Genomic DNA, 14,148 nt, shown 5'->3' with positions numbered 1-14,148 from the left:
GTGTCAAGTCAGGCACGTGAGGTTCTTGTTACGCGCGGAACTGACCGCCACGTGTGCCGCCTCCGTGTGAGCGGCACGCGTGACGAGGTCATTTTGGAGTTCGACGGCCCTGCCGGGTACCTCGAGTTTCCCGGTTATGATGTTCTGGATGCGCTCGTAAAGTTGCGTGCTTCTCTTGAGAAGGACGGCTGGTTGCTCGCCGTGCAAGGCGCCAGGCTCAACGCCCACGCGAGCGGGATGCTGCGGGACGTGGCTGATGGTAAGCGCGTCTACCTGATGACCGGCAACCGCGGCCCTTACCCGGCGGCGGACACCCTCGCTCCCGCGGATCCGGGCCAGGTCGGCACTCTTGAGGAGCAAGCCCGGCATGTTCGAGCTATTCTGGATGCGTCGTTTCCGTCCTCTCGGGATGATGAATCCTGACCGATCTTTACGGCATCTGTCAATTCCGCATTTAGTCCTCTGAATGCGGTAGTCCGGCTGAATGCGGTAGTCCGGGCCGAAACCTGCGGTTTTCCGCAGTGTCCGCCGGGCTCGCCAGCCATACCGTCGTCTCCATGCTCCTGAAGACGATCTTGTCCTTCGTTCTCGCGGTCGTTCCGGCCGCCGCACCGGCCACGCCGGACATCCCGGTCGCCGAGTTGCACGGCAGGCTCGCCGCCCTCGCCGACGGCCGGGACATCACCGCCGGGCTGATCCACGTCCGGAACGGCACCCGCCAGTGGTCGGACGCGGTGGGCGTGCGCGATCTGGCCTCCGGCGCGCCCGCCGTCGCCGGCGGTCATTTCCGGATCGGCAGCGTCACCAAGACCTTCGCGGCCACCGTCCTCCTGCAGTTGACCGACGAGGGGCGGCTGGCGCTCGACGATCCGATCGAGCGCCACCTGCCCGGTGTCGTGCCCGACGGCGGTCGCGTCACCGTCCGGCACATCCTTCAGCACACCAGCGGCCTGCACGACTACATGAGTGAACCCGGGTACTCGACCAATCGCTGGCGAGCCGGTGTCCGCTTCGACGACTACACGCCTTCGCAACTGCTGAAGGTGGCGTTCGCGAAAGGCCCGGATTTCGAGAACCCGGGCGAGTCCTGGCATTACTCGAACACCAACTACGTCGTCGCCGGTCTGCTGATCGAGAAGCTGACCGGACGCCCGTACGGCGAGGAGGTGACGCGGCGGATCCTGCGCCCGCTCCACCTCACGCACACCAGCGTCCCGGGCCACCGCTCGTCCTTGCCCGTTCCGCACGCCCGCGGCTACGAACCGCTGCCCACGAACCCGCCGTCGATCGTGGACGCCACCGACATGGATCCCTCACTGGACTGGGCGGCCGGTGAGATGGTCTCCACCACTCGCGACCTGACCACCTTCGTCACCGCCCTGATCGAGGGCAGGCTGACGAGCCAGGCGAGTCTCACGGAGATGCGGCGGATGAGGGAAGCGGTTCCGCTGTTCCGGTATGGCCTGGGCTTGCAGGAGTTCGCGATCCCTTGTGCGACCGGCCCGAAACCGGTGTGGGGGCACACGGGACAGCTGATCGGCTACCTCACCGTCGCCTTCACCGACGGGAAGGGCAAGTCGCTGACCCTGTCCCTCAACCCGCACGACCGGGACCCGTCCACCGAAGCCGTGGTCTCCATGGCGACGGCCGTCTTCTGCTAGCACTTAGTCCTCTGAATGCGGTAGTTGCGCGTGCAAGGACCGCATTCAGAGGACGAAACGCGGGTCAGCCGTCCCGGGTGGTCAGGCGCGAGTAGGCGATCGAGAGCCCGATGACGACGTAGCAGGCGGCCCGCAGGGCGCCCTCGCCGAGCATCGACATGTCCAGCGGATCCATCAGCACCGCGGCCGGAGCCTGCGCCCAGTCCTTGTTGAGCAGGAACGGATGCAGCCACGAGACCGCGTCCAGGAAACCGAGGATGGTGAATACGATCGTGCCCGCCAGCACCGAGGCGACCACCAGCATCGGATGTTCGGTGAACGACGAGATCGCGAGCGCGACCGCGCCGACCGCCCACAGCTGCAGGGTGATCCACAGCGCCACCACCAGAAGCCTGCCCAGCGCGTCCCACACGCTCAGCGTCGAACCGGTGAGGGTGAACATCGAATCGGCGCCACTGACGATCAGCCCGGTGGCGAATCCGGTGAAGGTCATGGCCAGCACCGCGATCAGCGAGACGGTGGCGACGCCGAACGCCTTGATCGCGAGCAGCTTGCCCCGGCCGACCGGCGCGATCAGCCAGCCTCGCAAGGTGCCGTGCGCGGCCTCACCGGCGATCGCGTCCGCCCCGGCCATCGCCGAAGCGAGCGGCAGGAGCAGCGCCAGTGTCATGGTCAACGCCGCGACCGGCAGGACGAACCCGTTGTTCATCGCGGAGGCCAGCAGTGCGCCGTCCCGGCCGCCTTCCGCTTCGGACGCGTCGACCAGCGTCAGCGCGACCCCGATCACGATCGGGATCAGCGCGAGCAGGCCCAGTACGGCCAGCGTGCGGGGCCGCCGGAAGATCCAGCGCAGTTCGGCGCGATACAGCCGGAGCAGGCCGATGCTGTCCCTGCCGGTCCTCGCCGCGGGTGCCGCGGCCAGAGCGTGGGTCACGACTCCCCCTCACCGTCTACAGTGGACTCCGGCTGGGTCAGCCGGGCGAACAGGTCCTCCAGGCCGGTCCGCGCCCGCGCCGCCTCGTGCACGGCCACCCCGGCCGTCACCAGATGACGCAGCACGTCGGGCGCCTCGGCGGCGGTGAGGTCCACCCGGACGCCGTCCGGGGTGAGCCTGCTGCCGATCCTGTTCTCCCGCAACGTCTCCACCGCGAGTTCGGCGTCCGGCGTCCGCACCAGCAGTGCCGCGTTCCCCGACTCCAGCAGTTCCGAGAGCTCGCCCTGGGCGATCACGTTCCCGGACTGGAGCACCGCGACATGCGTACAGGTGGCCTCGACCTCGGCGAGCAGATGCGACGACACCAGCACGGTGACACCGTCGGCGTGCAGTTCGGCGATGATCCGGCGGATCTCCCTGGTGCCCGCCGGGTCGAGGCCGTTGGTCGGCTCGTCGAGTACGACCATCCGCCGCGGCACGAGCAGCGCGCTCGCCAGCCCCATCCGCTGCTTCATCCCCAGCGAATACCCCTTGTAGCGCCGGGTGGCGGCGTCGGTCAGGCCGACGCGCTCAAGCGCCGCGTCGACCGCTCCGGGGATCCCGGCCGAGGCCAGCCTCGGTTCGGCCGCGGCCACGCGCAGCAGGTTCTCGCGCCCGGAGAGAAAGGGGTGGAAACCCGGTCCCTCGACGAGCGCGCCGACGTCGGGCAGCGCGTGCGCCGCCTCGTCGGGCATCTTCTTGCCGAAGAGTTCGACCTCGCCCTCCGTGGGCCGCACGAGACCGAGCAGCATCCGGATGGTCGTCGTCTTGCCCGAACCGTTGGGGCCGAGCATCCCCAGCACGGCGCCTTCGGGAACGTCGAGATCGACGTGGTCCACGGCCACCGTGCGGCCGTAGACCTTGCGCAGGCCCCTGGTGCGGGCCGCCATGGGTACCGCCGGAGCGGACGCCTCCTGGGAGGCGTCCGTCCCGGCTTCGAAAGTGGTGGTCACTTCGCGGCCAAAGCCTCGAAGAGGACCTGCTCCGGCACCGCGCCGACGGCGTAGCGGCCGTCGTCGGTCAGCACGCCGCTGCCGACCTTGGTGGTCACCAGCCAGCCGCTGCCCCAGGCACCGCTGACCGGCTTGGCGAACCGCGAAAGCAGCGCCTTCGGGTCGACCTGGCGGCCTTCCTCGTCCTTGGCCTGACCGGCCTTCGACAGCGCGTCGGCCGGGATCTTGCCCGTGATCGCGGTGTCCCAGCCGTCGCCGACGACCTTGATGTCGGACTTCGCCTGCTCGGCCAGCTCACGGTTCTTCGGGTCGACCTCGGCGGTCTTCTCGGTCACCTTCGCGCCCTTCGGCGGGGTGAACTCGAAGTTCGACGCCGGCTGGGCCGCGAAGTTGATCTCGCTGAACGAGACCTCCAGCGCCGGGGACGAAGTGCCGTTCGCCAGCACCGTGACCCGCAGCGGAAGCCGGGTCTGGTCGTCGATGGCGACGCGGATCTCGCGCAGGAGCGTCCGCTCGGTCGGTTTCGGGGTCAGCACCAGTTCGTACGCGGACCGGTTCGCCACCGAGGCCGTCCCGCTGACGGCGATCGTGCTGCTCTCGCGCACCTTGCCGAGCAGTTCCGACGCCACCGTCGCCGGGTCGACGTTCTTGCTCTTCTCCTGGTGCTCCTTGGCCAGCCCGTCCGGGATGGTGACCTTGGTGGCCGAGTTGTCCTTGGAGCTGTACTCCCAGACCGTCTGGCCGTTCCGGACGATGGTCTGCTGGCTGGAGCCCTCGGTGAGCGAAACCTTGCTCTTGCCCGCGCCGTCGGTCGAAATCTGCGCCGAGTCGACGTCGAGCGCCGAGACGCCGGGCAGGGTGCTGCCGACCTGCGGCAGGCCGAGGTCGTTGCTGACCTTGACCTTCCCGTCGAACGCCGACGGCTTCGCGTTGAGCGTCGACTGCACCAGCTCTTCGGCGCTGATCTGCGGCAGGACGGGCGCGTCGCCCGCGGTGGCCGGCATCGCGACGACGGCGAGGCCGCCGACGCCGAGCGCCGTGCCCACCACCGCCGCGGTGATGGCCTTCCTCTTCGGATCCATGCTGTCTCTCCCTGTTTCCCCGAACCCCAGTGTGCTCGGGTCTTGGCGACAACGCTTCCCCGGAAACGCTGAGATACCACTCAGACTCCGCCTTCCCGGCTGAGATGGCGCTGAGAGGTCGCGCGTGAGCTGGTGAAAGCGTGAATGATGAAGAGCGTGAAACCTCGAGTACTGGTGGTCGACGACGAACCCGGCGTGCGCAAGGCGTTGCAGCGGGGGCTGCGCGCCGAAGACATGGACGTGGTCACGGCGGCCGACGGGCCCAGCGGTCTGCGGCTCGCGCAGACGGGCTCCTTCGACGTCGTCCTGCTCGACATCATGCTTCCGGGGCTTTCCGGCTACCGCGTGCTCGAACGGCTGCGCGCGCTCGGTGTCACCACGCCGGTGCTGATGATCTCGGCGAAGGACGGCGAGGTCGATCAGGCCGACGGGCTCGACCTCGGCGCCGACGGCTACCTCGTTAAGCCGTTCTCGTTCGTCGTGCTGGTCGCGCAGGTACGCGCGGTGCTGCGGCGGGCGTCGCCGGACGGGACCCGCGGGCCGCTGCGCATCGGCGCGCTCGAAGTCGACCGGAGCCTGCGGCAGGTCCGCTACGACGGCGTCGACGTCGCGTTCAGCCCCCGTGAGTTCGCCCTGCTGGAGGTGCTGGCCGGCCGGGCCGGAACGGTCGTCACCAAGGACGAACTGCTGCGCGCGGTCTGGGGCGACGAGCAGGCCGCGACCCGCAACGTCGTCGAGGTCTACGTCGGCTACGTGCGCCGCAAACTCGACGCGGTCGGCGCGGGCGCCCTGGTCAGGACCGTGCGCGGGCACGGATACCTGGCCTCGGATCCGCAGCTCGACGAAGTGATCGCCCCGGCGGGACAGGGGTGATCGGCTCACCGTCTTGGTGGCGCCGCCGTTCGCTCCAGGTCCGGATCACCCTGCTCGCGGCCACCGTCACGCTCGGCTTCCTGCTCGGGCTGGCGGCGGTCGCCGGGGACAACCTGCAGCCGCTGCTCATCGGTTCGGTCGACGACGAGCTGAGCGCTCAGCTGGAGACCGCGAAGGCCGACGTTTCGGCCGGGCGGACACCGTCGGGGTCGGCGGTCACAATCCGCGTCCTCGACACCGCAGGCGGCCCGGTGGACGGCCTGCCGCCGCCGAACCTCGGCCCCACGGACGTCCGCGCGCTGAAGGCGGGCGAATCGATCACGACCGGCGGCGAGCACAGCTGGCGCTGGGCGGGCACCGTCGTCACCGCACCCGACGGTCAGCAACGGCTCGTCGTCGCGGGTGCGGGCCTGGTCGGCTTCGCGACGGCCGTGCACTCCGGCGGGTTGTGGCTGTTCGTGGTCGCATCGGTCGGCGCGGTGGGCGCGGGGATCGCGACGTGGCTGCTGGTGCGGTTCGCCCTGCGGCCGGTCGCGCGGATGCGCGGATCGGTCCGGGCACTTCCGCCGGGCGCGCGGCTGCCGCTCCCGGATTCGCACGACGAACTCCGCGCGCTGGCCGAGGAGTTCAACGCGTTGCTGGCGCGGCAGGAAGAGGGCGCAGACCGGCTCCGCCGGTTCACCGGGGACGCCGCGCACGAGCTCCGCTCGCCGGTCGCGTCGATCCGCGTGCAGGCCGAGGTCGCCGTCGCCAACCCCGATCCCGACCTCTCACAGGAGACGCTTTCCGACATCCTGGAGGAGTCGGAACGGCTTTCCGCGCTGCTCGACGGGCTGCTCGCGCTGGCGAGGTCGGACGCGGGGGAGGTCCCGCCCGCGGAACCGGTCGAGCTGGTGAGCGAGGTGCGGGCCGCGGTCGCGCGGATGCCCGCCGGCGCACCCGAGATCCGGGTGAGCGGCACGGTCGGGACGGCGTGGGCGCTGGCCACCCATTCCGAGGTCGAGCTGGTGCTGAGCAACCTGCTGCGCAACGCCTGCCGGTACGCGCGGAGCGAGATCGTGGTGTCGGTGCTCGCGGCGCGGTCCACCGTGCGGGTGGTGGTCGACGACGACGGCCCGGGTATCGCCCCTGAACACCGGGACCGGGTCTTCGACCGCTTCTACCGCGTGTCCGACTCGCGGGCGCGGTCCTCCGGCGGCACCGGGCTGGGACTGGCGATGGTCGCGGAAGCCGTCCGGCGCCGAGGAGGCCGGGTGCGCGTCGGCGAATCGCCCGACGGCGGGGCGCGCTTCCAGATCGTCTGGCAGGCGGCCCGGCCTGGTTAAGGTGTGCCGCGTGGTGATCGTGGGCGCCGCCATCGTGCGGGACGGACAGTTGCTGGCGCAGCAGCGGGCTTGGCCCGCCGACCACGCCGGGCAATGGGAGCTGCCGGGCGGGCGGGTCGAGGACGGCGAAAGCGACGAAGCCGCCCTGGCGCGGGAATGCCTGGAGGAACTGGACGTCGCCGTGACGGTCGCGGGCCGGGTCGGCGAAGACGTGCCGCTGCCGAAGGGGAAGGTCCTGCGGATCTACGCCGCTTCGCTGGTCAGCGCGGGGGACGAGCCGCGGGCGGTGGAGCACGAGGACGTCCGGTGGATCTCCGCGCGCGAACTCGACGACCTCGACTGGCTGCCCGCCGACCGGATCCTCCTGCCCGCCCTGCACGCCCTGCTCACAAGTCCGTGAAGGCCTCCTTTCCTACCCTCAAAGTAGGGAAGGAGGCCTTCACGGAACTTCAGCCGGCGCCGATGAGCCGCAGCGCCGACTGCAGCCGGTGCTCACCCCGTTCCGCCGCCCGGACGGCGCCCGCCTTGCGCACCCGCTCCAGTTCACCGGGGTCGGTCAGAAGAGCCAAGGCCCGCTCCCGGACCGGCCGCAGTTCCTCGATGAGCGCCTCGGCGACGGCCTCCTTCACCTGGCCGTAGGAATCGAACCTGTCGGCGAGGACCTCGGGCTTCTCGCGGGTACACGCCGCGAGGATGTCCAGCAGGTTCGCCATCCCCGGACGCGTATCCGGCGCGTAGGCGGGCTTCGACCCGCCGTCGGTCTTCGCGCGTTTGACCTTCCGCCGGACCTGGTCGGGCTCGTCGAGGACGAAGATCACCCCGGCCTCTTCCTTCGTCGACTTCGACATCTTCCGCGTCGGCTCGGCCAGGTCCATGACCCGCGCGCCGGCGGGCGGCAGCACCGCCTTCGGCATGGTGAACACGTCGCCGTAGGTGGTGTTGAACCGCTTCGCCAGCGTTCTCGCCAGTTCGACGTGCTGCCGCTGGTCCTCGCCGACCGGGACCTCGTCCGCGCCCTGCAGCAGGATGTCGGCCGCCATCAGCACCGGATAGGTCAGCAGGGAGAGCCGGACCCCGGCGCGGCCCTTCGACTTCTCCTTGAACTGGATCATCCTGGCGGCCTCGCCGTAGTTGCAGGTGCACTCGAGGACCCAGTTGAGGGCCCCCAGCTCGCGCGCTATGTCGGACTGCACGAACACGCGGTCCGGCTCGATCCCGGCCGCGATCAGCACGGCCAGCTGCTCCGACGCCATCGAGCGCAGTTTCGCCGGATTGTGCGCGTTCGTCATGGCGTGCAGGTCGGAGACGAAGTACAGGTCGTCCGGCCCGCCCTCGTCGGCCCAGCGCCGGATGGCCCCCAGGTGGTTCCCGACGTGGACGTGGCCGGACGGGGTGATCCCGGACAACCTGATCATCTGCCTTCTTCCTTCCGGATTCGGGCCGCCCCAGGGTCCGGGCACGAAAAAGGCCGCCCGGTGGGGCGGCCTGGTGGTGCGCTCGTCTGGTTCAGCGCAGGACTGCGGGGCCGCCGGAGGGCGGCCACCACTGGGCGTTCTGCGCGCGCATGCCGACGATCGTACCGCAGCCCGAAAAGGAAGGGCAGATCACTCATTCCGGGCATTGCGCGTCAACACTTCATATCAGCCCGGCCAGTACGTCCGTCATATTGGAGATCCGGGTCTACCTTCAACTCATGTTTGTCGTCCTGCTGACCTACACCGCGCCCATCGAAGAAATCGACTACGTGCTCCCTGATCACGCCGACTGGCTGACCAAACAGTACGAACACGGCAATTTCCTCGCCTCCGGCAGGCGCAACCCGCGCATCGGCGGCGTCATCATCACCAAGCCCATGGCCAGGGGAAAGCTGGACGCGATCCTCGCGACCGACCCCTTCTCGATCAAGCACATGGCCACCTACGAGGTGATCGAGTTCTCGCCGACCCGCACCGCGCCGGAACTGCGGGCCATCAACGAGGCGGTGGTGCACTGACGATCTTCTAAGCGGCCTTCGCGATCTTCGTTTTCGCCTTTTTCAGTGCGAGAACGGGGCATTTGCCGCACCGCGACTTCGACCGGCAGCATTTCTTCTTGACCTTGCCGGACTTCATCCATTTGCGCACGAGCTTGTGCGGGTCGTCGGGTAGTTTCTTGCCCACGCGCGCTCCTTCTCCGACCGGTGTCGGCGACCTCTACACGTTAGGTGAGCCTAACCGATCTGGGGGCGTGGGGCTGCTCACAGTCGGGCTACAGGTATCCTGGTGTGGTCCGCGTATGGCCAAAGTCGGCCAGGCGTGTCTCGAACGCGCGAGCGCGGGCACCACACCCGAACTTGAAACCTTTGGAGCCTTCGCGTGCCCGCAGCCAGCGCCACCGCAGTCGATGCCGGCCGCTCGTCCGGCAAGACCCGGCCCGACCTGCGCAACGTCGCCATCGTCGCACACGTCGACCACGGCAAGACGACCCTCGTCGACGCCATGCTCCGGCAGTCCGGCGCCTTCGAGGAACGCGCCGAACTCGTCGACCGCGTGATGGACTCCGGGGAGCTCGAGCGGGAAAAGGGCATCACCATCCTCGCGAAGAACACCTCCATCCACCGCGAGACCGAGAACGGCCCGGTGACCATCAACGTCATCGACACCCCCGGCCACGCGGACTTCGGCGGCGAGGTCGAGCGCGGACTGGCCATGGTGGACGGTGTCGTCCTCCTGGTCGACGCCAGCGAGGGCCCGCTCCCGCAGACCCGGTTCGTGCTCCGCAAGACCCTCGAGGCCGGCCTGCCGGTGATCCTGGTCGTCAACAAGACCGACCGGCCCGACGCGCGGATCTCCGAGGTCGTCGAGGAGACCCACGACCTCCTGCTCGACCTGGCCGGTGACATCGAGGACGCCGATCTCGACGCGATCCTCGACCTCCCGGTCGTCTTCGCCTCCGCCCGGTCCGGCAAGGCGAGCCTCGAGCAGCCCGCCGACGGCGCCGTGCCCGAGAGCGAGAACCTCGACCCGCTGTTCGAGACCCTGCTGCGTCACGTGCCGCCGCCCTTCGCGGACAAGGAAGGCCCGCTGCGCGCGCTGGTCACCAACCTCGACGCGTCGAACTTCCTCGGCCGTATCGCGCTGATCCGCATCCACTCCGGCAACCTGCGCAAGGGCCAGACCGTGGCCTGGATGCGCGAGGACGGCAGCATCCAGAACGTCCGGATCTCCGAACTGCTCGTCACCGAGGCGCTCACCCGCGTCCCGGCGACCGAGGCCAGCGCGGGCGAACTGGTCGCGATCGCCGGTATCCCGGACATCACCATCGGCGACACGCTGGCCGACGTCGAGAACCCCGAGGCGCTGCCCCGGATCGCCGTCGACGAGCCGGCCATCTCGATGACCATCGGCGTCAACACCTCGCCGCTGGCCGGCCGCAGCGGCGGCGACAAGGTCACCGCGCGGCTGGTGAAGGCCCGGCTGGACCAGGAGCTCATCGGTAACGTCAGCATCAAGGTGCTGCCGACCGAGCGCCCCGACACCTGGGAGGTCCAGGGCCGTGGCGAGCTGGCGCTGGCCATTCTCGTCGAGCAGATGCGCCGTGAGGGCTTCGAGCTGACCGTCGGCAAGCCGCAGGTGGTCACCAAGACGATCGACGGCAAGCTGCACGAACCGTTCGAGCGCCTGTCGATCGACGCCCCGGAGGAGCACCTCGGCGGCATCACCCAGCTCCTCGCCGCCCGCAAGGGCCGGATGGAGCACATGGGCGGGCACGGCACCGGCCGCATCAAGCTCGACTACGTCCTCCCGGCGCGTGGCCTGATCGGCTTCCGCACCGACTTCCTCACCGAGACCCGCGGCACCGGTATCGCGAACCACGTGTTCGAGGGCTACTTCCCGTGGGCGGGGGAGATCCGCACCCGTCACTCCGGTTCGCTGGTCGCAGACCGCTCCGGCCCGATCACCGCGTACGCGATGATCCAGCTGGCCGACCGCGGCACCTTCTTCGTCGAGCCCGGCGCCGAGGTGTACGAGGGCATGGTCGTCGGGGAGAACCCGCGCGCCGAGGATCTCGACATCAACATCACCAAGGAGAAGAAGCTGACGAACATGCGTCAGTCCTCCGCCGACGTGATGGAGACGCTGGCCCGCCCGCGCAAGATGGGGCTGGAAGAGGCGCTGGAGTTCTGCTCCGTCGACGAGTGCGTCGAGGTCGCCCCCGACGTCGTCCGGATCCGCAAGGTCACGCTGGACGTCAACCAGCGCGCCAAGGAGCGCAACAAGATGAAGAACCGCGGCTGAGCCCGATCGGCCAGGTGGGTGGCGAGACCGCACTCACGTGATCGAAGCCGGAACTCGCGTGATCAGAGGCGGAACACCCGAGTGCGGCCTTCGATCACGCGAGTCACGTCCCTGATCACGCGAGTCACGCCTCCGCTCACGCCGCTGCCCGTGTTCCTAGTCCGTGAAGGCCTCCTTGAGGGACTCTGGGTCCCTCAAGGAGGCCTTCACGGACTTCGGGCCAGCAGATACGTAAGGTCTTAGCCCGAATCGTCACTTACGACCGCCCGGACCGGGTCGGTTGCGTGACTGGGTGGACGACACGTGTGACTGGGTGGACGACACCCTGACGCGACCGCCCGGGCCGTGAGGCGTCCGGCTGGACACGCGTGTCGTCCACTCGATCACCCGTGTCGTCCGTCTGATCACGCGTGCCGTCCCAACGCCGAGGGCGCCTGTTCACTCACCGTGAGTAGGCGCCCTTCGCCGTTTCCGGCTCCGAATGCGGTCACGCACCGTATTCGATCGAGCGTTCTTCGTTAAAGAAAGGTCCTTTCCGTACAATTCCGGGGAAAGCCGATCCTCCTTTTCGGACGGTGTTCACAACACCGGAACGGACGCGGCGCAACGACGACGGGGCGGCCGCTCGCGCCGGTTCGCCGAATGCGGATCCGGACCGCCGTGAAACAAAAGTTCCTAAACGCGTCCGGATAGGACTCGCGATCGCGATCGTTGCCGCCATGAATCGTGCGGTGGCGAACATTCCGGCGGCCGTTCCGGAATGTTCCGGGTTTGCGGAACCGATTGCCGGAGTATCGCGCTCCGGTGCCGCCGAAAAGCCTCGGCGAGGCAGGAACCCCGAGGGGCTCCCGGACGTCCACCGGAGGAGGACGGCATCCGGTCGGGCGACGGCCGGGCCGATATGGGAATCTCGCTGCCGAGGCCATGTCCGGCGTGATAGCTCTATGGCGACGGGGCGAGGGACAAACCAGGAGGATCCAGGCGTGCGGTCACGGACCACAGCGGCACCCATGCTGGCGTGCGCGGCGGTGCTCCTCGCCGCCTGCAGCAACACCCCGCCCCCGCCCGTGGTCAGCTCTTCAGCCTCTCCGGTGAGCACGTCGACCACGAAGACGCCTTCGCAGGTCGTCGTGGGTGTCGACGACGTCCTCGGCGGCTACAACCCCCACAACCTCGCCGACGCGTCCCAGGTGACGTCGGCGCTCTCGCAGCTGCTGCTCCCGTCGGTGTTCCGCCCCAAGGACGACGGCAGCTTCGAACTGGACAAGAACCTGATGAAGTCCGCCGAGGTCGTCTCGCAGCAGCCGTTCACGGTCGCTTACACGATCCGCCCGGATGCCTCCTGGTCCGACAGCGCGCCGATCGCCGCCGAGGACTTCGCGTACCTCCGCGAGGCGATGCGCGATCAGCCCGGTGTCATCGGCGCCGCCGGCTACCGGCTGATCTCGGACATCCAGTCGCGCGAAGGCGGCAAGCGGGTCGAGGTCACCTTCTCCAAGCCGTATCCGGGCTGGCAGACGCTCTTCGACAATCTCCTGCCCGCCCATCTGCTCAAGGACGCCCCGAACGGGTGGCAAGGCGCGCTGGCGACGGCGTTCCCGGCCGTCGGCGGCCCGTACTCGATCAAGGGGCTCGACACCGCGCGCGGAGAGGTCACCCTGGAGCGCAACGAGCGCTATTGGGAGAAACCCTCCGCCCTCGACCGGATCGTGCTCCGTGCGGCCGATCAGGAGGGCACACTGGCCGCCCTGCGCAGCGGCAACGACCAGTTCGCGATGACCATGACCGACGGAATCGGCCTCAAACGGCTCGGCGAACTCGGCTCCGCCGTCCAGCTGCACACGGTCGCGCGCCCCACGGTCGCGCAGATCCTCCTGCGGCCGGTGAGTCCGACGCTGTCGGATCCCAAGGTGCGCGAAGGGGTCACCGCGCTGATCGACCGCGGAAAGCTGATCACCGAGGCGGCCGACGGAGGCCCGTCGGACAAGCTCCGCGCCGACGCCCAGGTCCGCGTCCCGTCGGCCCCCGGTTTCCGGCCGACGATCCCGGCCCCTGGCCCGCCGTCGGCCGCCGACCCGGTCAAGGGCGAGGAACTGCTCAAATCCGCCGGATACACCAAGGAAGCCGGAACCTGGCGGAAGAACGGGAAGAACCTTTCGCTGGTCGTCGCGTCGCCCGCCAAGAAGGAGCCGTACGCGACGATCGCCAAGGAACTGACGGCCCAGCTGGTGGCGGCGGGGATCGAGGTCAACGCGATCGCGCCGCAGCCGAGGGAGCTGTTCTCGACTCTGCTCGCCATGCCGGTGCTCAACGGGATCCAGCAGACGACGCCGGAGGGTGCGGGCAACGTCGGCATCGACATCGCGGTGATCGGCCAGGTCACCGGTGGTGCGGACGTCGCTTCGGCGCTGGCGTCGAGCTTCGGCTGCCGCCCCGATCAGCTCGCCGACAAGACCAAGGCCGTCGTCCCGGCGAACCCGCTGGGCTTCTGCGATCCGGCCCTGCAGCCGTCGATCGACGCCGCGCTGACCGGCACCACCCCGGCCGCGGACGCGCTTTCGGCCCTCGAACCGGAATTGTGGCGTCGGAATGTTGCCATTCCGTTGTTCCAGCTGGCCGATACCCTCGCCATCGGCTCTGGTATTTCCGGAGTAACCGCAGGTCCTCCTATGGTGGGCCCTTTCGGGTCGGCGGTGAACTGGACGAGGGGTCCGAAGTAGCCGTTTCGAGTCCGAGTCCGACCCTGGAGGGTGACCTTTCCCGGCACGTTCGAGTGGCGGACTGATTCCTCAAGGTAACCGATGTATTTCTCGATGTCGGCCGCAAGTTACCCTTTGGTCACGATCGCCCCGGAACTGGTGACTGTTCGTGCATTTCCTTTCTAGCGTGCACCCGCAGTGCGCCAAATGAGTGTCGCTTGGCGTGTCATAGGCTCCGGGCCATCTCACCGGAGCGGTGTGGGGTCCTGTTCCGATCTCAGGAGCCCAGTGCTAGGAGGGCACAC

Annotated in this window: 13 protein-coding genes; 8 read left to right on the top strand and 5 right to left on the bottom strand. The window is 68.9% G+C overall.

Annotated elements, in window-relative coordinates:
• The first annotated feature begins 66 nt into the window (after positions 1-66).
• Together ACSMFO_RS18980 and ACSMFO_RS18975 are read left to right on the top strand one after the other, a co-directional pair.
• On the top strand, positions 67-423 hold the full coding sequence (locus ACSMFO_RS18980) for a hypothetical protein (protein ID WP_436459876.1): 357 nt from the start codon (positions 67-69) through the stop codon (positions 421-423).
• 134 nt (positions 424-557) lie between these two features.
• Positions 558-1,661, top strand: a complete 1,104-nt coding sequence (locus ACSMFO_RS18975) for a serine hydrolase domain-containing protein (protein WP_436459875.1) — start codon at positions 558-560, stop codon at positions 1,659-1,661.
• Between the two features lie 64 nt (positions 1,662-1,725).
• On the opposite strand, the gene ACSMFO_RS18970 is transcribed toward ACSMFO_RS18975, so the two are convergent.
• Genes ACSMFO_RS18970 through ACSMFO_RS18960 form a run of 3 tightly spaced genes read right to left on the bottom strand, consistent with a single transcriptional unit; the run spans position 1,726 to position 4,669 of the window.
• Positions 1,726-2,595, bottom strand: coding sequence for an ABC transporter permease (locus ACSMFO_RS18970; protein ID WP_038508509.1), 870 nt, complete (start codon positions 2,593-2,595; stop codon positions 1,726-1,728).
• A complete protein-coding gene (locus tag ACSMFO_RS18965) occupies positions 2,592-3,587 on the bottom strand; it encodes an ABC transporter ATP-binding protein (protein WP_240599807.1) in 996 nt (331 codons plus the stop codon). Before ACSMFO_RS18965 ends, ACSMFO_RS18970 begins: the two co-directional genes overlap by 4 nt.
• Entirely contained in the window at positions 3,584-4,669 is a 1,086-nt protein-coding gene (locus ACSMFO_RS18960) for a LolA family protein (RefSeq protein WP_038508511.1), read from the bottom strand. The genes ACSMFO_RS18965 and ACSMFO_RS18960 overlap by 4 nt, the downstream gene beginning before the upstream one ends.
• Positions 4,670-4,813: 144 nt before the next feature.
• On the opposite strand from ACSMFO_RS18960, the gene ACSMFO_RS18955 reads away from it, so the two are divergent.
• Genes ACSMFO_RS18955 through ACSMFO_RS18945 form a run of 3 tightly spaced genes read left to right on the top strand, consistent with a single transcriptional unit; the run spans position 4,814 to position 7,267 of the window.
• Entirely contained in the window at positions 4,814-5,542 is a 729-nt protein-coding gene (locus ACSMFO_RS18955; protein ID WP_037340943.1) for a response regulator transcription factor, read from the top strand.
• Positions 5,539-6,867 carry an ATP-binding protein gene (locus ACSMFO_RS18950; RefSeq protein ID WP_436459872.1) on the top strand — a complete coding sequence of 443 codons (1,329 nt, stop codon included), beginning with the start codon at positions 5,539-5,541 and terminating at the stop codon, positions 6,865-6,867. Before ACSMFO_RS18955 ends, ACSMFO_RS18950 begins: the two co-directional genes overlap by 4 nt.
• A 10-nt stretch (positions 6,868-6,877) precedes the next feature.
• On the top strand, positions 6,878-7,267 hold the full coding sequence (locus tag ACSMFO_RS18945) for a (deoxy)nucleoside triphosphate pyrophosphohydrolase (RefSeq protein WP_073846233.1): 390 nt from the start codon (positions 6,878-6,880) through the stop codon (positions 7,265-7,267).
• 49 nt (positions 7,268-7,316) lie between these two features.
• On the opposite strand, the gene trpS is transcribed toward ACSMFO_RS18945, so the two are convergent.
• Complete coding sequence (trpS, locus tag ACSMFO_RS18940; RefSeq protein ID WP_038508518.1) at positions 7,317-8,282, bottom strand: tryptophan--tRNA ligase; 966 nt, start codon at positions 8,280-8,282, stop codon at positions 7,317-7,319.
• A gap of 278 nt (positions 8,283-8,560) precedes the next feature.
• On the opposite strand from trpS, the gene ACSMFO_RS18935 reads away from it, so the two are divergent.
• The gene (locus tag ACSMFO_RS18935; RefSeq protein WP_037340953.1) at positions 8,561-8,860 is read left to right on the top strand and encodes a YciI family protein; all 300 of its coding nucleotides are present in this window, start codon (positions 8,561-8,563) and stop codon (positions 8,858-8,860) included.
• Between the two features lie 7 nt (positions 8,861-8,867).
• Here the strand turns inward: ACSMFO_RS18935 and ACSMFO_RS18930 are convergent, their stop codons facing one another.
• Positions 8,868-9,026, bottom strand: a complete 159-nt coding sequence (locus ACSMFO_RS18930; protein WP_007028942.1) for a hypothetical protein — start codon at positions 9,024-9,026, stop codon at positions 8,868-8,870.
• Between the two features lie 195 nt (positions 9,027-9,221).
• On the opposite strand from ACSMFO_RS18930, the gene typA reads away from it, so the two are divergent.
• Together typA and ACSMFO_RS18920 are read left to right on the top strand one after the other, a co-directional pair.
• Positions 9,222-11,144, top strand: a complete 1,923-nt coding sequence (gene typA, locus ACSMFO_RS18925) for a translational GTPase TypA (protein WP_038508522.1) — start codon at positions 9,222-9,224, stop codon at positions 11,142-11,144.
• A gap of 1,010 nt (positions 11,145-12,154) precedes the next feature.
• Complete coding sequence (locus tag ACSMFO_RS18920; protein WP_436459923.1) at positions 12,155-13,864, top strand: ABC transporter family substrate-binding protein; 1,710 nt, start codon at positions 12,155-12,157, stop codon at positions 13,862-13,864.
• Positions 13,865-14,148: the final 284 nt, after the last annotated feature.

Source organism: Amycolatopsis sp. w19, assembly GCF_051373225.1.
Classification (GTDB): domain Bacteria; phylum Actinomycetota; class Actinomycetes; order Mycobacteriales; family Pseudonocardiaceae; genus Amycolatopsis; species Amycolatopsis japonica.
Note: the sequence above shows the minus strand (reverse complement) of the source record. Positions and strands in the feature narration are given on the sequence as shown.